The organism is Methylobacterium sp. WL9 (genome assembly GCF_008040035.1).
In the GTDB taxonomy this organism is placed as follows: Bacteria; Pseudomonadota; Alphaproteobacteria; order Rhizobiales; family Beijerinckiaceae; genus Methylobacterium; species Methylobacterium thuringiense.
Genome location: NZ_VRVE01000054.1, coordinates 1 through 20,466, shown reverse-complemented (window position 1 = coordinate 20,466; position 20,466 = coordinate 1). Strand labels below are relative to the sequence as shown.

Annotated in this window: 20 protein-coding genes and 1 tRNA gene; 11 read left to right on the top strand and 10 right to left on the bottom strand. The window is 67.8% G+C overall.

The genetic code is table 11. The features are described from left to right. Positions 1–7: 7 nt before the first annotated feature. The gene (locus tag FV217_RS15305) at positions 8–589 is read left to right on the top strand and encodes a DUF2147 domain-containing protein (protein ID WP_147818039.1); all 582 of its coding nucleotides are present in this window, start codon (positions 8–10) and stop codon (positions 587–589) included. A gap of 48 nt (positions 590–637) precedes the next feature. Here FV217_RS15305 and FV217_RS15300 read toward each other — a convergent pair whose 3' ends face one another. Both FV217_RS15300 and FV217_RS15295 read right to left on the bottom strand, forming a co-directional pair. Beyond that, the gene (locus FV217_RS15300; RefSeq protein WP_147818045.1) at positions 638–2,464 is read right to left on the bottom strand and encodes an aminopeptidase P family protein; all 1,827 of its coding nucleotides are present in this window, start codon (positions 2,462–2,464) and stop codon (positions 638–640) included. 10 nt (positions 2,465–2,474) lie between these two features. Next, positions 2,475–3,413, bottom strand: coding sequence for a 50S ribosomal protein L11 methyltransferase (locus FV217_RS15295; protein ID WP_147818038.1), 939 nt, complete (start codon positions 3,411–3,413; stop codon positions 2,475–2,477). Between the two features lie 218 nt (positions 3,414–3,631). On the opposite strand from FV217_RS15295, the gene FV217_RS15290 reads away from it, so the two are divergent. Next, positions 3,632–3,790 carry a hypothetical protein gene (locus FV217_RS15290; RefSeq protein WP_238230279.1) on the top strand — a complete coding sequence of 53 codons (159 nt, stop codon included), beginning with the start codon at positions 3,632–3,634 and terminating at the stop codon, positions 3,788–3,790. A 178-nt stretch (positions 3,791–3,968) separates the two neighbouring features. After that, positions 3,969–4,790 (top strand): molybdate ABC transporter substrate-binding protein, encoded by an 822-nt coding sequence (modA, locus tag FV217_RS15285; RefSeq protein WP_147818044.1) that lies wholly within the window; start codon positions 3,969–3,971, stop codon positions 4,788–4,790. On the opposite strand, the gene FV217_RS15280 is transcribed toward modA, so the two are convergent. Continuing rightward, positions 4,787–5,020: a hypothetical protein gene (locus FV217_RS15280; RefSeq protein ID WP_147818036.1), complete on the bottom strand. Its 234-nt coding sequence runs from the start codon at positions 5,018–5,020 to the stop codon at positions 4,787–4,789. The genes modA and FV217_RS15280 overlap by 4 nt on opposite strands. A gap of 182 nt (positions 5,021–5,202) precedes the next feature. On the opposite strand from FV217_RS15280, the gene FV217_RS15275 reads away from it, so the two are divergent. Together FV217_RS15275 and modB are read left to right on the top strand one after the other, a co-directional pair. Further along, complete coding sequence (locus FV217_RS15275) at positions 5,203–6,582, top strand: TAXI family TRAP transporter solute-binding subunit (protein ID WP_147818035.1); 1,380 nt, start codon at positions 5,203–5,205, stop codon at positions 6,580–6,582. Between the two features lie 52 nt (positions 6,583–6,634). Next, positions 6,635–7,330 (top strand): molybdate ABC transporter permease subunit, encoded by a 696-nt coding sequence (modB, locus tag FV217_RS15270; RefSeq protein WP_147818034.1) that lies wholly within the window; start codon positions 6,635–6,637, stop codon positions 7,328–7,330. 5 nt (positions 7,331–7,335) lie between these two features. On the opposite strand, the gene FV217_RS15265 is transcribed toward modB, so the two are convergent. Beyond that, positions 7,336–7,992 carry a glutathione S-transferase gene (locus FV217_RS15265; RefSeq protein ID WP_147818033.1) on the bottom strand — a complete coding sequence of 219 codons (657 nt, stop codon included), beginning with the start codon at positions 7,990–7,992 and terminating at the stop codon, positions 7,336–7,338. A gap of 53 nt (positions 7,993–8,045) precedes the next feature. On the opposite strand from FV217_RS15265, the gene modC reads away from it, so the two are divergent. After that, positions 8,046–9,158: a molybdenum ABC transporter ATP-binding protein gene (gene modC, locus FV217_RS15260; RefSeq protein WP_147818032.1), complete on the top strand. Its 1,113-nt coding sequence runs from the start codon at positions 8,046–8,048 to the stop codon at positions 9,156–9,158. Positions 9,159–9,178: 20 nt separating this feature from the next. On the opposite strand, the gene nudC is transcribed toward modC, so the two are convergent. Next, entirely contained in the window at positions 9,179–10,093 is a 915-nt protein-coding gene (nudC, locus tag FV217_RS15255; protein ID WP_147818031.1) for an NAD(+) diphosphatase, read from the bottom strand. 2 nt (positions 10,094–10,095) lie between these two features. Beyond that, positions 10,096–10,512, bottom strand: a complete 417-nt coding sequence (locus FV217_RS15250; RefSeq protein WP_147818030.1) for an HIT domain-containing protein — start codon at positions 10,510–10,512, stop codon at positions 10,096–10,098. A gap of 409 nt (positions 10,513–10,921) precedes the next feature. Here FV217_RS15250 and FV217_RS15245 point away from each other — a divergent pair, with 409 nt between their 5' ends. Further along, positions 10,922–11,227 carry a hypothetical protein gene (locus FV217_RS15245; protein ID WP_147818029.1) on the top strand — a complete coding sequence of 102 codons (306 nt, stop codon included), beginning with the start codon at positions 10,922–10,924 and terminating at the stop codon, positions 11,225–11,227. A 96-nt stretch (positions 11,228–11,323) separates the two neighbouring features. Here the strand turns inward: FV217_RS15245 and FV217_RS15240 are convergent, their stop codons facing one another. The 4 genes from FV217_RS15240 to FV217_RS15225 all read right to left on the bottom strand — a co-directional run bounded on the left by FV217_RS15240 (position 11,324) and on the right by FV217_RS15225 (position 17,645). Then, positions 11,324–14,518, bottom strand: coding sequence for a multidrug efflux RND transporter permease subunit (locus tag FV217_RS15240; protein ID WP_147818028.1), 3,195 nt, complete (start codon positions 14,516–14,518; stop codon positions 11,324–11,326). A gap of 128 nt (positions 14,519–14,646) precedes the next feature. Continuing rightward, positions 14,647–15,786 carry an efflux RND transporter periplasmic adaptor subunit gene (locus FV217_RS15235; protein ID WP_147818027.1) on the bottom strand — a complete coding sequence of 380 codons (1,140 nt, stop codon included), beginning with the start codon at positions 15,784–15,786 and terminating at the stop codon, positions 14,647–14,649. Between the two features lie 139 nt (positions 15,787–15,925). Then, positions 15,926–16,249: a rhodanese-like domain-containing protein gene (locus FV217_RS15230; RefSeq protein ID WP_147818026.1), complete on the bottom strand. Its 324-nt coding sequence runs from the start codon at positions 16,247–16,249 to the stop codon at positions 15,926–15,928. Between the two features lie 118 nt (positions 16,250–16,367). Next, positions 16,368–17,645, bottom strand: coding sequence for a glycosyltransferase family 1 protein (locus FV217_RS15225; RefSeq protein ID WP_147818025.1), 1,278 nt, complete (start codon positions 17,643–17,645; stop codon positions 16,368–16,370). 149 nt (positions 17,646–17,794) lie between these two features. On the opposite strand from FV217_RS15225, the gene FV217_RS15220 reads away from it, so the two are divergent. The 4 genes from FV217_RS15220 to tolR all read left to right on the top strand — a co-directional run. Continuing rightward, a tRNA-Pro gene (locus tag FV217_RS15220) sits at positions 17,795–17,871 on the top strand. 787 nt (positions 17,872–18,658) lie between these two features. Continuing rightward, positions 18,659–19,057 (top strand): Tat pathway signal protein, encoded by a 399-nt coding sequence (locus FV217_RS15215; protein WP_238230518.1) that lies wholly within the window; start codon positions 18,659–18,661, stop codon positions 19,055–19,057. Positions 19,058–19,163: 106 nt separating this feature from the next. Next, complete coding sequence (locus FV217_RS15210) at positions 19,164–19,856, top strand: MotA/TolQ/ExbB proton channel family protein (RefSeq protein WP_147818024.1); 693 nt, start codon at positions 19,164–19,166, stop codon at positions 19,854–19,856. 142 nt (positions 19,857–19,998) lie between these two features. Further along, positions 19,999–20,466: protein TolR (gene tolR / locus FV217_RS15205; protein WP_147818023.1), on the top strand; the 468-nt coding region annotated here is incomplete at its 3' end.

Below are 20,466 nucleotides of genomic sequence, written 5' to 3'. Positions count from 1 at the left end.
GGTATCGATGACACCCATCGTCGTCCGCGCCGCTACGGCGACACTCTTTGCCGTCGCCGCTTTCAGCTGCGTCGATTCGAGCTCGGCACGTGCCTCCGAACCCTTCGGTACGTGGCTCACCGAAGACGGTCGCGCGCGCGTTCGGACGGAGCGCTGCAAATCGGAGAGCACGCGCCTTTGCGGCTACGTCGTCTGGGGGAGCAAGCCGCAGGACGATAACGGCAAGGCAAAAGTCGACAAGTACAACCCGGACCCGAGCAAGCAGACACGCCTGCAACTCGGCCATCAAATGTTGCCCGGGCTGCAGCCGAATGGCGAGGGGCACTACGAAGGCAAGATCTACAATGCCGACAACGGCAAATCCTACGACGTGACGGTATGGAGCGACCAGCCTTCGGTCCTGACCGTCAAGGGCTGCATGCTGGTGTTCTGCGCCTCGCAGGCCTGGAAGCGCGTCGAGGACGTAGCGCCCGGTCAGCTTCAGGGGGCGACCGACACGGCAGGCGGTCCGCGATCCGATCCAGAATGGGCTGCCAAGCCCGCAGCGAAGGGCCGCCCGGCGGGAACGGCCACGCCCGGACCCAGATAGGACGATTACCGGATCACCGCACGACGACTCAGGGTGACGAGATCGCCTCTATGATCCGATCGGCTGGGTCGCGGCTTCCAGCCAGGCGCGCGTGTCCGGGTCGAGATCGGGGCCGAGCGTCTCGCGCACTCGGGCGTGATAAGCGTCGATCCATTCCGTCTCGGCAGGAGACAGCAGGTCGGCGACGATCAGGTGGCGGTCGAGCGGCGCGAGCGTCAGAGTCTCGAACCCGAGCATCTGTCTTTCGCCGCCCGCGATGGCGCGCTCCTCGACCAGGATCAGGTTCTCGATGCGAATGCCGTAGGTGCCCGCGCGATAGTAGCCGGGCTCGTTCGACAGGATCATGCCGGACTCCAGCGCCGTCGTTCCCGTCTTTGCGATGCGCTGCGGTCCTTCGTGAACCGACAGGAAGGCGCCGACGCCGTGGCCGGTGCCGTGATCGAACTCGAGTCCTGCCTCCCAGAGCGGCCGCCGGGCGAAGGCATCGATCTGTGCCCCTGTCGTGCCTTTCGGAAACACCGCGCGTGCGATGGCGATGTGTCCCTGCAGCACGCGCGTGAAGCGGTCGCGCATCTCCTCCGTCGGCGTACCCACCGCCACGGTACGGGTAATGTCCGTGGTGCCGTCGGCGTATTGCGCCCCGGAATCGATCAGGAAGAGTTCGCCCGGCTCGACCCGTCGGTCGGTCGCCGTGGTGACGCGGTAATGCACGATCGCGCCGTTCGGACCCGAGCCCGAGATCGTCGGGAACGACACCTCGCGCAACAGGCCGCCTTCCGCCCGGAAATCCTCCAGGGCCTCGACGGCCTGGATTTCGCCGACGCCGCCGTGAGCCTTGCGCTGCAGCCACGCCAGGAAGCGCGTCACGGCAAGGCCATCCCGCCGGTGCGCAGCGCGTGAGCCGTCGATTTCCGCGGCGTTCTTGATCGCCTTCATGCCGGTGATCGGATCCGGCCCCATGTCGGCGGTGCCGCCGGCCGACGTGATCGTTTCCTTGAGCGCTGCCCCAGCGGTCGCGATATCGAGCCGGATCTTGGAGGGTTTGCCGGCAAGGGCGGTGAGAGCATCCTCGAACGCCCTGCGCGGGGCGAGGTCGGCGAGCGTACCGAGGTCGGCTTGCGCTTCCGGCGCGAGATCCCTCGAACTCAGGAACAGGCTCGGCCGGTCTTCCCTCGGCACGATGGCGTAGCCGAGCGCGAGCGGCGTGTGGGTCACGTCCGATCCACGCAGGTTGAACGCCCAGGCGAGGTTGTGTGGGTCCGAGATCACCAGCGCATCGGCCTTCGCCGCCGTGAGCTTTTCGCGGATGCGGGCGAGCTTCGCCTGGGCCGTCTCGCCGGCATGCTCGATCGGCTGGAGCACGACGCGGCCTGCCGGCTGTGGCGGCCGACCGGCCCAGACGGCATCGACGAGGTTCGCGACCGCCTTCGACGAGCCGCCGGCTTTGGTTGCGGCCCGCTCCAGCCGTGCGACGCCGTCGGCCGTGTGCAGCCAGGGATCGTAGCCGAGCACCTCGCCGACGCCGAGATTCTCGCCGATCCAGGTATCGAGGCTCTTCTCTGCCAGGGGCACGATCGTGACGATCCCGGCATCGACCTGTTCGGGCGCCTGCAGGGTGTAGCGCCCGTCGACGACAAGCGCTGCCTTGTCCGTCAGGACGACGGCTGCGCCGGCCGAGCCCGTGAATCCGGTAAGCCATGCCAGACGCTCGGCGTTCGCGGGCACGTATTCCGACTGGTGCTCGTCGGCGCGCGGCACCACGAAGCCATCGACTCCGGCCTCGCGCATGGCGGCCCGGAGTGCGGCGATCCGCTCTGGGCCCTTGCGGTGGCTCGGATCGTCGAAGGTCTGGAAGCGGCGGCGCGGGCTCGTCATGCCGTAAGGGTTACGCGGCGGTTCGGCGACCCGCAACAACCCGAGGGGACGCTCCGCCACGTCGCAGCACCAGCGTCGCCCATCCCTCGATCACGCCCAGGCGGGCGAGATGGAAGCCACGGTGGCGGTAAGTCGAGAGGACCCCGGGAACGTCCCGCTCGATCAGCCCGGACAGGACCAGCACGCCGTGATCCGCCACCACTGCCGTGAGCGTCGGGGCGAGACGCTTGAGCGGCCGGGCCAGGATGTTGGCGAAGACGACGTCGAAGCGGCGCGGCCGGTCGGCGAGTGCGTGGCGCACGCCGGGACCTTCGTAGAGGCGAAGGTTTCCACCGATGCCGTTGAGGCGGGCGTTGCCCTTGGCGGTCCAGACGGCCTCCGGGTCGAGATCCCCGGCGATCACCGTGGAGCGCAGGGCCTTGGCCGCCGCGAAGGCCAGGATGCCGGTGCCGGTGCCGACGTCGAGGACGTGGCGCGGGCGCCCGCGCTTCAGCACGTCGGCCAGCGCCCGCAGGCAGCCGAGCGTGGTGCCGTGGTGGCCGGTACCGAAGGCGAGAGCCGCCTCGATCTCGATGGCGAGGTCGTTGGAGCGAATGTGCTCCCGGTCGTGTGAACCGTGGATCAAAAAGCGCCCGGCCCGCACCGGCTTCAGTCCTTCGAGCGAAGCCTTCACCCAATCCTGCCGTTCGATCGTGTCGAACACGGCCTCGTCCGCCCGGTCACCGATGATGGGCCGGATCAGTTCGCGGATGAAATCCGCGTCGGGCTCCTCGGAGAAATAGGCTTCGAGCTGCCACGTGGTCGTGCCCTCGACCTCGAAGGCGGCGACGGCCGTCTCGGTTGGCTCGAACATCTCGCCGAGCACGTCGGTCATGGCGCGTGCGGATGATTCATCCGTCGACAGGCGCAGGACGTGGGTCGGGCGATGGGGAGGAAGGCCTTCGAGCATGGCGCGCGGAGTAGCACCGACTTGCCTCGCTCTCCACGGCTTTTCCAAAACGGTGTGGGAACGCTTAACCGCGAGGCAAATTGTTTAATCTGTAAGCGGTACATGCGACGCGGGGTTCCGCTTGGCATCGCCGGCCAGCATCCCCAGATCGACCCGGCGCCGAAACAACCGTTTGCGTCATGAAAGCAAGAAAAGCTCCGAATCGTGGTCCCGTCGTCGTGACGGGCGATCGTGCCCGTCGCCGTCTCCGCTCTTCGCGCGACGAGGTGCTGGGGTCCGAAGCGCTCGACGCGCCCGTGCCCGGCTCGTTGCTCGTGCTGCTGAGCCGCTTGATGCGCTCGGAACGTAAGACGCCGTCCGACGATCAGGCCGGCTGATCGCTCCGGCCGTTCGGCTTGGCGCACGGATCGCTCGCCGCTATGGTCGCGCCGTTCCCGCCGGGATATAGCGCCGTTGGGGAATGGGGCCTGCCATGCAGGTAGCCTCTTCGATATCTCCGATGCGTGGCCGGGGCACGGTTGACCAGTGCCAGGGCTGCGCTCCGACCGAGGCGCGATCATCTTGGCTCATGCAATATCGACCCGCCGCTCCTGGCTCGCGGGCCTCTTCGGACTAGCACTGGCTTTCGGTTCGTTTCCCGCCACCGGTCCAGCCGATGCTGCGGACGCGCCCGTCGTCGTGTTTGCAGCGGCGAGCCTGAAGAACGCCCTCGACGAGGCGACGGCCGCTTGGGGCAAGGAGACGGGGAAGACCGTAAAAATCTCCTATGCCGGCTCGAACGCCCTGGCGAAGCAGCTCGAGTCCGGTGCGCCGGCCGACCTGTTCTTCTCCGCCGACCTCGCCTGGATGGATTATGCGCAGAAGGCCGGCAGCATCAGGCCCGACACTCGCGTCGACCTGTTGCGCAACGCCATCGTCCTGATCGCGCCGAAGGATTCGACCGCGGCACTGGATCTCAAACCCGGCGTCGACCTCGCCACGGAGCTCGGTGACGGCCGTCTCGCCATGGGCAACGTCGATGCGGTGCCGGCCGGCAAGTACGGCAAGGCCGCGCTCACGAACCTCGGCGCCTGGGAGGCCGTGAAGGACAAGGTCGCGCAGGCCGAGAACGTCCGCGCGGCCCTGCTACTCGTCGCCCGCGGCGAGGCCCCCCTCGGCATCGTCTACGCTTCGGATGCCGTCTCGGATGCGAGCGTGAAGGTGGTCGCGACCTTCCCGGCCGACAGCCACCCCCCGATCGTCTACCCGATCGCCCGCACGAAGGATTCCGCCAACGAGGACGCCGCCAGGCTGCTGGTCTGGCTGCGCAGCCCGGCGGCCAAGCCGTTCTTCGAGAAGCAGGGATTTTCGGTCGTCGGCTCCGAGAAGAAGTCCTAGATCCTATGCTCCACCGGCCCGGTCGCGATCAGGATCGCGTCCGGCCGGCCCGGAGTCTCGGCCAGCGCGTAGTGCACGGCATCCTGGCGGCTGCGGGAAAGGCCGCCGCCGAGGCCATGTGTCTCGACGGCCACCCAGCAGCCGGACGGATCCTGGCCGACGACGAAGCTCGACAGAGGGATGCCGGCCGGTTCTCGAATCGGCTCGGCGACGCTTTGGAATACGGACATCGCTGTTTCGGGGTCCACGCGATCCAACTGTGGACCGCGCCGTTAAGCTGGGCGCTGGCCGGTCGCGTTGCGAGCCGCCGCGGCCGGCCGCCGCACGAGGGTTGCCCAAAGATGAGGGCGGCACTCTCACGCCGGCAGACCGCTTGCCTTATCACGGCGCTTCACTGGCGATAGGGAAGCCGATGGCGCGGCGGGTAATCAGGCGAGAGGCGATCGTTCTCGTCGTGGCGGCTTCGGTGGCCGTCGCGGGAGCGGCCGCCTACTATTTTTCGCGGGCGACGACGCTGACCCTCGCGGTCGCACCGCAGGGTGGGACCGAGCTAGCGCTGTTCCAGGCCTATGCCGACGCACTCAAGGCCGGCAACAAGGACATCCGTCTCAAGATCCTGTCCTTCGACGGCGTGCGCGAGAGCGCCGAGGCCTTGAAGACCCGCAAGGTCGACCTTGCCGTTGTTAGGCCCGACGTCGCCCTGCCGGGGAACGGCCTAACGCTGGCGGTCCTGCGCGAGCAGGCGGTGCTCGTGATCACGCCGGAAGCGTCCGGCATCAAGACGATGCCCGCGCTCGCCGGCAGACGTCTCGGCTTCATCGCCCAGCGAGTCGCCGACAAGGCTCTGATCACCGGCCTTCTGGAGCATGACGGCCTGAGTCTCGTCGATCCTGAATCCGGCGCGGCCGTACCGGACGACACCGTCGGGTTGGTCGGACTTGAGGAGAAGAGCCTCGCGGCGGCCTTCGCCGAGAAACGCATCGACGCGGTCGTCGTCGTCACCACGCCGACGACGCCGGCGGCGAGGCGCATCGTCGGCCTCGTTGCGCAGGCGAGCCCCGATCACGATGCCCGGCTGATCGGCGTGCAGGATGCCGTGGCGCTGAACCAGCGGAACCCGAAGCTCGCCACCGTCACCATTCCGGCTGGTCTCTTCGGCGGAAATCCGAAAATGCCAGCCGAGGACGTCACCACCGTCGGCGCGTCCTATCGGCTGATGGCGCGCGCAAACCTGCCGCGAAGCGTGGCGGCCTCGGTCACGCAGCACCTGTTCGAGATGCGCGCGGGGCTGGCCGAAACGAACCCGGCCGCGAACGCCATCCGCGCACCGCGCTACGAAACCACCGCCGACGCGACCAGTGCGAAGCTGCCGATCCACCCCGGTGCGATCGACTATTTCGAGCGCGAGCAGGAGAGCTTCATCGAGCGCTACGAGACCTGGATCTACCTCGTCGCCTTCTTCGGCGGCGGCGTCGGCTCGATCCTGGCATGGCTCCGCCAGCGTTTTTCGCGATTGCGCCGCGAGCGGCTCGAGGTCGCGACCGAACGGCTGCTCGACATCCGCGATCAGGCCCGGACGACCACCGAGGCGGCGCGTCTCGCCGAACTGGCCGACGAGGTCGACGGGCTCGCCTCCGACATCGCCCGCTTCGCCCTCCATCGGCATGCCGAGGCCCGCACGATGAATGCCGCCAAGATCGCCATCGAGGCGGCGCGCTCGACGGTGATGCGCAACGCCGCCCTTCTCGATTCGCGGCAATCGCCGACTCCCAGAGCGAACGCCGTTGACTGAAGGGTTCTGCACGGGCTGATACAACGGCTACGCAGGGAGACCACCGGACGCCTTGGACCGCCTCGGACTGACCCCCGACGAATGGATCGCCGTCGCCCTCAGCCTGCGGGTCGCGGCGGTGGCGACGATCGCCAGCCTGATCCCCGGCCTCGCCGTGGCGTGGCTCCTCGCGCGGAAGCGTTTTCCCGGCCACGCCCTGCTCGACGGGCTGGTCCACCTGCCGCTGATCCTGCCACCGGTCGTGACCGGTTACCTGCTGCTGCTGACCTTCGGGCGAAAGGGGCTCGTCGGCTCCTGGCTCTCCGAGATCGGTATCGTCTTCTCGTTCCGCTGGACCGGCGCCGCGCTCGCCTGCGCGATCATGGGTTTTCCGCTGATGGTGCGGGCGATGCGCCTCTCGATCGAGGCGGTGGACGCCAAGCTGGAACAGGCCGCCGCGACCCTCGGTGCGCCGCCCTTTGCGGTATTCCTCGTCGTCACGCTGCCGCTGAGCCTGCCGGGCATTCTCGCCGGCGCGGTCCTCGCCTTCGCCAAGGCGATGGGCGAGTTCGGTGCGACGATCACCTTCGTGTCCAACATCCCCGGCGAGACGCAGACGCTTCCCTCGGCGATCTACACGCTGACCCAGGTGCCTGGCGGCGAGGCGGCGGCGCTCCGCCTCACGCTGATCTCGATCGCGCTCTCGATGACGGCACTGCTGCTGTCGGAACTGTTCGCTCGACGACTCGGGCGGAGGCTGGGGGCGTGAGAGCGTCAAGCGTAGGCGTACGGCCCACCGCGCTCCAGCGCCCGCTGGTAGGCTGGCCGCGCGTGGATACGGATGAGCCAGTCCCGCACCTTCGGTCCCGCCCCCGTCCCGCGGGAGGCGAAGGCTTCGAGCGGAAAGCTCATCTGGATGTCGGCCGCTGTAAACGCATCACCGGCGAACCAGGACCGCTCGGCGAGTTCGCTCTCCCAATAGCCGGCATGACGGCGCAGGTCCGGATCGACGAAGCCGGTCGTGACCTTGGCCGCGATGGCTCGGACCAGCGGGCGCAGCAGCGCCGGGCTGCCTGGCGCCAACCGCGAAAACACGAGCTTCAGCAGCAGCGGCGGCATCGCGGAGCCCTCGGCGTAGTGCAGGAAATAGGTGTAGCGCCGGTGCTCGGGCGTGCCGGGCGCCGGCGCGAGGGCGCCCCCCTGCCGGGCCGTCAGGTATTCGACGATCGCGCCCGATTCCGCGACGATGGTGCCGTCGTCGTCGAGCACGGGCGACTTGCCCAGGGGATGCACGGCCCGCAGTTCGGGCGGCGCCAGCATCGTCTTCGGGTCGCGGGCGTAGCGCTTCACGTCGTAGGCGAGCCCGAGTTCCTCCAGCAGCCACAGCACCCGTTGAGAGCGGCTGTTTTCCAGATGGTGGACGGTGATCATTCAGGGCTCCTGCGCTTTCCAGCCGACAACGCGTCGAGCGGGGCAGTCGGTTCATGACGATCGAGATCGACCTCGCCCTCCGCCGCGGGAGTTTTGCGCTCGACGTCGCCTTCAGCGCCGGGGCAGGGCTCACGGCCCTGTTTGGGCGTTCCGGCTCGGGTAAGACCACGGTCATCGACCTCATCGCCGGTCTGACGCAGCCCGATCGCGGCCGCATCAGTGTCGACGGGACGGTACTGCTCGATACGGCGGGCCGCGTCCGGGTGCCGGTGCATCGGCGGCGGATCGGCTGCGTGTTTCAGGAGGCGCGGCTGATGCCGCATCTCAGTGTACGCCAGAATCTCGGCTTCGGCCGCTGGTTCGCCCGCCGGCACGGAGTCGAGACGACGGAGTCCGAGGTCTCGAACGTGGTCGGGCTGCTCGGCATCGGGCCGCTGCTCGACCGGCGCCCGGCTGGCCTCTCCGGCGGCGAGCGCCAGCGCGTCGCGATCGGCAGAGCGCTGCTGTCGCGGCCGCGCCTGCTGTTGATGGACGAGCCGCTCTCGGCCCTCGACGAGGCCCGCAAGGGCGAAATTCTTCCCCATATCGAGCGGCTTCGCGACGAATCCGGCGTGCCGATCGTCTATGTCAGCCACTCGGTGGCGGAGGTCTCGCGGCTGGCCTCGACGGTTGTTGTTCTGGAAGCGGGGCGCGTCGCAGCGAGCGGATCGGCGGATACGGTGCTACGCAGGCCGGACCTGATCCCCGATGCGGCCGAGGCCGGGGCGGTTCTGGCGATGACGGTCGCCGCGCATGACGAGGCGACCGGGTTGACGCGGTTGAGTGGCCGCGCCGGGCTGCTCTCCGTTCCCCGCCTCGCTGCGGTGCCAGGAAGCGCCGTCCGCTTGCGCGTTCCGGCCCGCGACGTGCTCGTGGCGACCGAGTTGCCACGAGGCCTGAGTGCACGCAACGTGTTGTCGGGACAGGTCAAAATGCTCACCGAGACGGGCGCCTCGGTGATGGTCGAGATCGACTGCAACGGGGCGATCCTCGCGGCGCGGCTGACGAGAGCGTCGGTGCGCGACCTCGATCTGGTGCTGGGGCGGCCGGTCTATGCGATCGTAAAGAGCGTGGCCTTCGATCCGCAGGGCGTCGGGGTGGGGCAGGGCGCTCCGGTCGAGATCTGATCCTGTCATCCTGTGACGGATCAGACGTTTCCCTCGAGAAAGTCCCGTAGCAGCAGATGCGCGATGGCGAGCGGCTGCGGCGCGGTGATGCCCTCGGGATGGCTCTCCTCGAACATCGCGCGCAGGTCGTCCCGGGTAACCCAGCGGGCGTCGGCGAGTTCGAGCGGGTCCAGGGTGATGGTCTCGCTGGTCGCTTCGGCGACGCAACCGATCATCAAAGAGGACGGAAATGGCCAGGGCTGCGATGCACGGTAGCTGACCTCGCCGATGGCGATGCCCGTTTCCTCCATCGTCTCGCGGCGCACCGCGTCTTCCACCGTCTCGCCGGGTTCCACAAATCCGGCGAGGCAGGAATACATCGTGCCGGGAAAGTGCGGGCCGCGGCCGATCAGGCAGGCATCGCCCCGGTGGACCAGCATGATCACCACCGGGTCGGTGCGTGGGAAATGATGCATCGCGCAGGCCGGGCATTCGCGCCGGAAGCCGTTCGCCTTGACCTCGGTGGCCGCGCCGCAGTTGGAACAGAAGCCGTTGCGGCCGTGCCAGGCGAGGACGGATTTCGCGGTAGCGAGCAAGCCGAGTTCGTCCGCGGCCACCGCCCCCTGGGCCGCGATGCCGCGCAGGTCCGAGATGCGAAACGCCGGCTCGGGAAAAGCCTCGCCTGCGTCTTCCGGTAGCCCGGTGGCAAAGACCGGGCGTCCCTCTGCGCGGCCGAGAAAGATCGTCAGCGGGTCAACTGCCCTTTGCGCCATATCGTCGGGGGCGAGCAGAGCCGTTGGCGGTTCGCCCGATCGTAGAACCACGCGGTCGCCGACGAAAACGAGATTGCCCGTGCCCGGTGCCTCGATCGGAGGGACCGGGACGTGCTCGCGCTCAGCGCCGTGGCGAACCAGCCGGCTGCGCACGAAGCCCAGGCGGTCGAAGGCGTCCGCCATGGTCAGGCCGAAGCGAACAGGGCGCCGGCGCGCTCGATGAGCTGGGCGCGGGCATGGGCTGGGTAGGGCTTGGCCGTGCCGACACCCCAGATCGGGCTCGGCCAAGCCGGATCCGAGCGGAAACGCCCGATCACGTGGACGTGCAACTGAGCCACCACGTTTCCGAGCGCGGCGACGTTGACCTTGTCGGGCTTCGACAGCGCCTGCATCACGCCCGTCGCGAGGCGGATCTCCTCCATCAGCGTGGCCGAGTCTTCGGGCGTGAGGTCGGTCAGCTCGCTCAAGCCCTCCCGGCGCGGCACCAGGATGAGCCAGGGAAACCGGGAATCGTCCATCAGCAGGACGGAGCACAGGGCGAGGTCGCCGATCGCAGCGGTGTCGCCCTGAAGGCGGGGGTCGAGGGTGAAGACGGTGCTCATGATCCTGCGATGTAGGACGCTGTGCGTCGAGTGGGAGCCGGTTTCGTGCGTCTTCTGCCATGCGCAGTACCGCGGAAGACCATGCGGCGGGCCTGGCCTGACGTGTGTGGATGCACCGCTGACGCCTCATAGGCCGTCGATCATATCTCTGCGCAATCGAGTTCTGCCAGAAACGACGCGATCGCAGGTTCGGCTGTGCGCCGGTCCCGATCGGCAAAGAGAGTTCGCGGTGTTATGAGTATTGGATACACTTGGATGCTCACGGTAGCCTTCCTGGCGGGTCCTACGTTGGGGACGACGGTCGACACGATGTTGCCACGATCGGCTCAGCGAGCGTTCAGGGAAAAATGTGTTTCATCCCATCTCCGGTCGCGGTCGCTTCGCGCCGAATGGTCGAGGAGGTCCCAGAATGACGAACCTGAAGCTTTTTGTGACCGCGGCGACGCTCGCGGGTGGCCTTGGTCTCGCGTCGGCGGCGAGCGCCGCCCCGCTCAGCCCCGCGTTGCTCGGCGCGGTGGATGGAGCCCAAGTGGAGCGCGTGGCCGGCGGCTGCGGCCCCGGTTTCCACCCGAACCCCTGGGGTGAATGCCGTCCCAACTTCTACGGCCCGCGGCGCTTCTATGGCGGGCCCGGTTACGGCGGTCCCTACGCGTATTATCGCCCGCGTCCCGTCTACCGGCCCTACGGCTTCTACGGTCCGCGTCCGTTCTTCTAGTTCGCACTTCGGCAAGCTTCGCGGGTCCGCGACTGCGATATGGAAAAGCCGGCGGGGCATTGCCCGCCGGCTTTTTTCGTGCCGGGTCCCGCGTCTCTATCCGTGGGCCGGGTGCGCGCCTGGCGCTTCGTCGTTGCGCTTGCCGCGCTTTCTGTCGATCCAGATCACGAAGCGGCGGATCACCACGTAGAAGACCGGCGTCAGGAACAGGCCGAAGAAGGTCGCGCCGATCATCCCGAAGCATACCGCGGTACCGAGGGCCTGCCGCATCTCGGCGCCGGGGCCGGTGGCGATGACGAGCGGTACGGTGCCGAGAATGAAGGCGAAGGCCGTCATCAGGATCGGACGCAGGCGCAAGCGGCAGGCGTGGACGGCGGCGTCGACCGGGCCCTTGTGCTCCGATTCCTCGATGTCGTGGGCGAACTCCACGATCAGGATGGCGTTCTTGGCGGCGAGGCCGATCAGCACGATCAGTCCGATCTGGGTCAGGATGTTGTTGTCCTGCCCCCGGAACTGCACGCCGAGCAGGGCGGCCAGCACACCGGTCGGCACCACAAGCAGGATCGCCAGCGGGAGGGCCCAGGATTCGTACTGCGCGGCGAGCACCAGGAAGACGAGGAGCACGCCCAGCGCGAACACGTAGATCGCCGTGTTTCCCACCGCCTTCTGCTGGTAGGCGATTTCGGTCCAATCGTAGGCGTAGCCGTCGGGCAGCGCCTTGGTGGCGATCTGCTCCATGGCGTCGAGCGCCTGACCCGTCGAGATACCGGGCTTGGCCACGCCCTGGACGGGCACCGAGTAGTACAGGTTGAACCGCTGCACGATCTGCGGGCCGGTGATCTCGCGGATGGTCGCGAGCGTCCCCATCGGCACCAGTGCGCCGGTTGAGGAGCGCACCTTGAGCTGTTCGATGTCGCGCTGCGACATGCGGAACGGGGCGTCGCCCTGCACACGGACCTGATAGATGCGGCCTAGCGTGTTGAAGTCGTTGACGTAGGTGCCGCCGAGCGCCGCCTGCACCGTGCTGAAGACGTTGGTGAGCGGCACGTTCAACATGCGCGCGACGGTGCGGTCGATGTCCAGATAGAGCTGCGGCGTGTCGTTGGCGAAGGTCGTGAAGACCCGCTGCACGTCGTTGCTCTGGTTGGCCTGTCCCAGCACCTCGTTCACCGCCGCCAGAAGCGGGCCGATCTCCGACGATTGCCGGCTCTCGATCTGCATCTTGAAGCCGCCGCCCTGGCCGAGGCCGCGGACCGGTGGCGGCGGAATCACGATGACGCGTGCTTCCTGGATGCCGGCAGTCGCCTTGAGCACGTCACCGGTGATGACGGCGGCGCTGCGGCCGACGGCGGCCCGTTCCTTCGCGCCCTTGAGCGTGAGGAACATCACCGCCGCGTTGGTGGTGTTGGTGAAGGTCGCACCGTCGAAGCCGGCGATGATGACCGTGTTGGTGACGCCGTCGACCCCGCGCGCGATCTCGGCGGCATGGTTGACCACCGCCGTGGTGCGGTCGAGCGAGGCACCCGAGGGAAGCTGCACCACGCCGATCAGGTAGCCCTGGTCCTGGTCCGGGATGAAGCCGGTCGGCGTCGTCTGGACGAGGTGGATCGTCCCGGCGATCACCGCCGCGTAGACGACGAGCATCGCGAGCAGGCCGACGATCGAGGTCGTCAGCACGCGGATGGTGCCGGCATAGGCGTTCGACAGCGCATCGAAGGCGCGGTTGAACAGGTGTGCCAGCCAGTTCACGAAACGGGTGAGGAAGAACTTCGGCTTGGCGTGCTCGTGATGCGGCTTGAGCAGGATCTTGCAGAGCGCCGGCGAGAGCGTCAGCGAATTGAAGGCCGAGATGATGGTCGAGGCCGCGATGGTGAGCGCGAACTGCTTGTAGAACTGGCCCGAGATGCCGGGGATGAAGGCGGTCGGGATGAACACCGCCGCCAGCACAAGTGCGATGGCGAGGACGGCGCTGCCGACCTCGTCCATGGTCTTGTGCGCGGCCTCGCCCGGCGAGAGCCCCTCGGCCATGTTGCGCTCGACGTTCTCCACCACGACGATCGCGTCGTCGACGACGATGCCGATGGCGAGCACCAGCCCGAACAGGGTCAGGTTGTTGAGCGAGAAGCCGAAGGCCGCCATCGCCGCGAAGGTGCCGATCAGCGACACGGGAATCGCGATTACCGGGATCAGCGCCGTGCGCCAGCTCTGCAGGAAGACCAGGATCACGATCACGACGAGGCCGACCGCCTCGAACAGCGTCTTGTAGACCTCGTGGATCGATTCCTCGATGAACTCGGTCGGGTTGTAGGCGATCCGGTACTCGACGTCGGGCGGGAAGTTCTTCTTCAGGCTTTCCATCGTCGCCTTGACGGACGCCGCCGCCTCTAGCGCGTTGGTGCCCGGCCGCTGGAACGCGCCGATGCCGACGGCGGGCGTCGCGTTGAGGAACGAGTTCGTCGTGTAGTCCTTCTGGCCCATCTCGACGCGGGCGACGTCCTTGATGCGCACGAGCCGCCCGTCGCGCGCCTTGACGATGACCTCGGCGAACTCTTCCGGCGTCTTGAAGCGCCCCTGCGACTGCACGACGAGTTGGAAGGCCGCGCTCGGGTCGGCCGGCGGGCCGTTGAGCTGGCCCGCCGCGACTTGCACGTTCTGCTCCTGCAGGGCGGTGGTGATGTCGGTGGTGGTCAGGCCGTAGGCGGCGAGCTTGTTCGGATCGAGCCAGACGCGTTCGGCGTATTCGTTGCCGCCGAAGATCGTGATGTCGCCGACACCATCCAGACGCAGCATCTCGTCGCGGATGTTCAGGTAGATGTAGTTGGCGAGGTAGTTCTGGTCGTAGGTCCTGTTCGGCGAGAGCAGGTGCACGACCAGCATCAGGTCGGGCGATGCCTTGCGGACGATGACGCCGAGGTTGCGCACGTCCGGCGGCAGGCGGGGCTGGGCCACCGAGAGCCGGTTCTGGACGAGGACGTTCGCGATATCGAGGTTGGTGCCGACCTTGAAGGTGACGGTGAGCAGCATGGCGCCGTCGTTCGTCGACAGCGACGTCATGTAGAGCATGTTGTCGACGCCGTTGATCTCCTGTTCCAGCGGCGTCGCGATGGTGGCGGCCACGGTCTCGGCGTTGGCGCCCGGGAAGGAGGCACGCACGGTCACCGTCGGCGGCACGATCTCGGGATATTGCGAGACCGGCAGCTTCTCGTAGGCGACGATGCCGAGGATCAGGAAGATGATCGACGTGACCGAGGCGAAGATCGGCCGGTCGACGAAGAAATGGGCAAAACGCATCGGCTCAACCTTCCGCCGCCGCGCCGGGTGATCCGGATCGTCGGCTCATGTCTTCGTCTGCGGCCCCGCCGGGGACGCAGTGGATTTTTTGGCGCGGCGAATGGTGCGCGCTGGATACGGCGCGGTCGTCAGCTCTTGGTCGGGGGCAGCTGCTTCGTCTCGGGCTTGACCTTGGCGCCGGGACGGACCTTGGCGACGCCGTTGATCACGACGACGTCGTCAGGCTTCAGACCGTCGCGGATGACGCGGTAGCCGTCGACGATCGGGCCGATCTTCACGGGCTTGGCCTCGACCTTGTCCTCGGCGCCGAGCACGTAGACGATGCGCTTGTCCTGGTTGGCCGAGATCGCCTCGTCCGGGATCATGATCGCCTCGTACGGCTTCGTCGCCGGCATCGAGACGATGCCGAACAGGCCCGGCTTGATGAAGCCGTCCGCGTTCGGAACCGTGGCGCGCAGCAGGATCGTACCGGTCTGGCCGTCGACGCGGTTGTCGACGAAGTCGAGCGTGCCCTTGTGGGTCGGCTTCTCCTCGCCGGTGAGCGCGATCATGATCGGCGCGCCCTTGCCGCGCTGGGTCACGCCCATGCCGATGCCGAGCGCGGTTTGGTATTTCAGGAACGACTTCTCGTCGACGGTGAAGCCGAAATAGATCGGATCGAGGGAAACGATCGTCGTCAGCAGCGTCTGGTCGGTGATGACGATGTTGCCCTCGGTGACTGCGCGCTGGCTGATGCGGCCGTTGATCGGCGACTTCACTTCGGTGAAGTCGTAGTTCAGCTGGGCGTTGCGGAGCGCCGCCTCGGCGCTGTCGACGTCGGCCTGCGCGGTTTGCGAGGCCTGCCGGCGCTGGTCGGTGACCTGCTCGGAGATGTTGCCGCCCTTCGAGAGCACCTGTGCGCGTTCGAGGTCGGTCTGGGTGAAGGACAACCGTGCCTTGGCCGAGGTCAGCGTCGCCTGGGACTGTTCGAGCGCGGCCTTGTAGGGCCGGCGGTCGATCAGGAAGAGCACTTCGCCCTTCTTCACCGTGGCTCCGTCCTGGAACATGATCTTGTCGAGATAGCCGGTGACGCGGGCGCGCATCTCGACGAACTCGATCGGATCGAAGCGGCCGGTATACTGATCCTGCTCGACGATCTCGCGGACCACCGGCTTCGAGACGGTGACGCCGGGCGGCGGCGCACCGGGCGCCTGCGCGAACGCGGGCGACGCCGCGGACGCTGCGGCCAGACCGATCGTGACGAGGCTGTAAAGCCGGGCGTTGCGCATTCTTTGGGTTCCCTTCATCCCGCGCTAGAGGCTCGGGACGGGTCGTGTTGTGCGGTGCCGCACACAACCGCCGCAGCGGGCGGACTGGAACGGGGAATGGAGCCGGGGCACCGGGCTGAACCTCGACGGCTGTCTGCGATCAGCGTTCGATCGGCTCTCCCGAGCCGTACCAATCCTTGAAGGCGCCCTCGTAATGCTCGCTCACGTCGAGCCCGGCCTGCCGGGCGGCGGCGATGGCGTGGACCGAGCGGACGCCCGAGGCGCAGGAGAAGACCGGCCGGCGCCCGTCCGTCGCGATCAGCGCCTTGAGCGTGTCCGGATCGAAATCGGAGAGCGGATAGGAGACCGAGCCGGGGATGTGCCCGCCTGCGAACTCGTGCTCCTCGCGCACGTCGATCAGCAGGATCGAGCCGTCGGCCAGCCCCTGCTTCACGGCATCCCGGTCGACATCGACGATCGTCATCGCGTGCGAGCCCCGTTCTTCGCGGCAGATCCCCACGGCCGCCGGTCGGCTGCCACGAAGACTGACGGTTTTCCATATTCGTCAGCGCGGTGGGAGGCAAGTTTGCGACCCGACGCGATCACGGCAGGTCGAGAGCTTCGATCGCGGCATCGAGCTTGTCGAGATGGGCTGGCCAGCCCGGAACCCGGTATCCCGTGAATCGCGCCGCGAGCGACGATCGAAGCGAAGAGGATCGCTCGCTCAACGCCTCGATCGCCGTGCGCCAGCCGGGGCCGTCGAGGGGATCCAGGAACTGCGAGAAGCCGTGGCCGATCTCGCGATGCACGGGAATGTCGGACGCGATGACTGGCAATCCGCTCGCCGCCGCCTCGACCACCGGCAGGCCGTAGCCCTCGATGAAGGACGGCATCAGCAGGGCGGTCGCACCGCGCATCAGCCGGGCGAGGCCGGGTGTCGAGAGTCCCGTGACCTCGGTGACATACGGGGCGATCGCGCGGCAGCGATCGAGCAGGTCCACGACGTTCTCGACCTCCCAGCCGCGCCGCCCGACGATGACGAGATGCGGGGTGTCGGCGCCGTTCCGTTCCGCGAGATCGCGCCAGACCTGGAGCAGGAGCAGGTGGTTCTTGCGGGATTCGATGGTCCCGCAGACGAGGAAGGTCGGCCGCAGGAAACGCGGGGCCTCGCCGTCGCGTGCCGAAAAGACCGGCTCGACGCCGAGCGGCGCCACGGTGATCGGTTTCGGCGCAAAACCCTGCGCGGCGAGATGCGCCGAGAAGCGCCCGCCGACGTCGGCGGAGTTCACGATCACTGCGGCGGCATGCCGGGCAATGGTCTCCATGCGCTGCCTGTGACGGTCCGATTCGCCCGGCCGTCCGTATTCGGGATGCGAGATCGGGATCAGGTCGTGCACGAAGAACACCGGCCGGATGTCGCGGCGCTCGTAGAGCCAGTCGAACCGCGCCGGCCGGTCGAGCCGCAGATGCGAACTGTGCAGGTAGACCGTGTCCGGCGGCAGGACAGCGATGCCGCGGCCGCGCAGCGTGCGCAATGCTGTCCCCAGTTGGATCTGCCGGCGGCGAAGCGCGCTGCGGCGGGCCTTGGCGGCGGACGAGCGCACGCGACTTCCGTCGACGAGGCCGCGATAAACGGGATCGTCCTCTGCGCGCACGTCCTCGACCCATCCCGCCGCGACGGCGTCGACGATCGCGCGCGCCTGTTCCCGATCGATCACCCGCGGCCCGAAAGCACTCGTCACCAGACCGAAGCGCGGTCCTTCGCCTCCGAGCACGTGGCGCGCATAGGCGAGATCGACCCGGTCGATTCCCGTCGGGCTGGCATGCCGCAGCCGTGTGATCAGCCGGGTGAGGTCGAAGGCGATGGCGCGCGGGGGCATGGGTCTCCGTCGGGGCGGGGCAGGACGCCGACGCTCCTTAAACCGCCCCGCCATCGGCCGCGACCGTGCCTGGACGCCTTTCGGGCTTGCGCCGGCCCCGGTCGAAAGCTAAGAGCGCCGAGCCCCTCGGGGCATCGGAACGGATGTGACGGAGTATAGCGCAGCCCGGTAGCGCACCTGTCTGGGGGACAGGGGGTCGCAGGTTCAAGTCCTGCTACTCCGACCAATAAGACGCAGACCATCGGCGATGAACCGATGGTTTCGTTCCGATGGAAGGCCGGGTGCGAAAGCCCCGGCCTTTTCCATGTCTGCGTCATCCCGTTGCGTTCGCACGGTCTCCATTCCGGTGGCGCAAATCACGCATGCGGTTGCCATGCGGGCAGCCGCTTCGAGACGATGGAGGCCGACTTGGTCTCCCGTATCGAATCAGGCGAGAGCCTTCGGCATTGCCGATCAGGCCCGCCCGCCTGTGCCGACGCAGCGCAGTGCACTCAGGGTTATCGGGCCGCAAGACTCGGGATCTTTAGGCAATGCCGTTCCGGTGCTGCGACGCAGCTATTCAATAACAGTTTGGAATCACTCTGACATTCGCGGCCGCTCTTGATTGCTTTCCCTCTTCTCGGTTAGTGCAACGGCCAGACACCGACGCCGCCCTCGGCAGCGCCGGATAGTCCTGCTCATTCGATCCATCGCTCCTCGGGAGGCCGTTTCCGGCTTCCGCTGCATACGGTGCCGAGGACCCGCGCGACATACCCGCCGGCTCAGGGGGCTGGGGATCGGTTCGGGCGAAGGCGATCCGGTCCGCTGGACTGCTGCCGTACCGATCCGCCGCGTTCCCGCCCCAGGGGCGGACGTCCGGCGGGAGGACAGGTTCGACAAGGCAGGCTCGCTCAAGGGCCGCCGTTGAGAGGAGGACAGCCATCGTGGTTCAGGGATTCGAAGTGGCCAGGAACGGACAGCTTTTTCGTCGTGCCGGGCGTGCCGCCGCCGCAGGATGCCTGCTCGCCGGTGCGCTGACGGCGCCCGCCTTCGCACAGGACGCCAAGCCGGCCGCTGCGACCGGGCCGTCGTTGAAGCTCGAACTGAACCGGCTCGAACCCGCCGGCGACAATTGCCGCACCTATCTGCTCGTCGACAACGGCAAGGGGACGGCACTGAAGTCGCTCAAGGTCGACCTGTTCGCCTTCGACACCGAGGGTGTGGCGCAGAAGCGCCTCGCGGTCGAACTCGGCCCTGTCCAGGAGAAGAAGACCGTGGTGCGCCTGTTCGATTTCCCGGCCATCGCCTGCCCGAAGATCGGCCGCGTCCTGCTCAACGACGTCCTCGCCTGCGAGGGCGGCGACGCCAACCGCGAGAGCTGCCTCGAACGCATCGAGACGGCGACGAAGACCAGCGCCGAGTTCGCTCGCTAGCGCACCCCAAGCATCCGCCCGGCCGACGACCGGTCCGGCGCGGAACCGTTGACGTGGACCGGAGACGGCCCACGTCGCCCGTGATCCGTCATTGAGGAGCCCGACCATGGATCCCACTCCCCTCCCGCCGATCGAGTCGGTCCCGCACGATTTCTCGTTCATCGGCCTGTTCCTCCAGGCCGATCCGATCGTGAAGGGCGTGATGGTCGTGCTGATCATCGCCTCGATCGCGTGCTGGACGGTGGTGTTCGAGAAGATCGTGCGGCTCGCGCGTGCCCGCAGCCAGGCCAAGTCGTTCAATACGCTGGTCCAGACCGGCGGCGCGCTCGACGGCAACGCCAAGGGCATCGCAGGCCATGTCGTCCAGGCCGCGCTCGAAGCCTGGCGCGATCACGACCAGACCGAGAGCCGGGCCGAGCGCCGCGACCGCATCGAACGCGCCATGCGCGGTGCCCTCACGCTGGAGGTAAAGCGCCTGCAGAGCGGCTTGCCGCTCCTGGCGACGTCGGGGTCGACCGCACCCTTCATCGGCCTGTTCGGCACGGTCTGGGGCATCATGAATTCGTTCTCGTCCATCGCGAAGAGCCAGGATACCAGTCTCGCGGTGGTGGCGCCCGGCATCGCAGAGGCCTTGTTCGCCACCGCGATCGGCCTCGTCGTCGCGATCCCGGCGGTGATGGCCTACAACAAGCTCAGCGGGGACGTCGCTCGCATCCAGTCCTCGTTCGTCTCCGGAATCGGCATCCTCGGCAACCGCCTCGCCCGCGAGCGCGGGGCGAGCCGCGCCGCCGCCGAGTAGCGCCCCTTCGCCGGGCCGGCCCCCGGCGGGACGCGCGAGCACCGGCGACCGACCGATCGATCCGATTCGGGGTCGAGGTCGCCTTCGGATATCTGTTGCGGCTGCCGATGCGGCGCCGCCGACGCCCAGGAGGGTAGACAGCATGGCGATGGGTTCGATCCGCAGTGGCGGAGACGACGAGGACGGCCTCGACGCGACCCCGATGTCGGAGATCAACGTCACGCCGATGGTCGACGTGATGCTGGTGCTGCTGATCATCTTCATGGTCGCCGCGCCGCTGATGACGACCGGCGTGCCGGTGCAGTTGCCGAAGACCACGGCCGCCAAGGTCGCGCAGGCTCAGAAGCCACTCGAAGTCTCGATCGACAAGGAGGGTCACCCCTTCATCGCCAAGGACGGCTTCACTGCCGAGACGCTGATGCCGCGCCTGCGCGAACTCAAGGCCCAGAACCCCGAGCAGGTGGTGCTGGTGCGTGGCGACAAGGAAGTCCCCTACGGCAAGATCATGGAAGTGATGGGTCTGGTCGGGCAGGCCGGCTTCACCAAGGTTTCGCTGATCGCGCAGTCGCCGGGAGCCGCCGCGCCTGCGGCCGCCCCCGCGGCGCCGGCA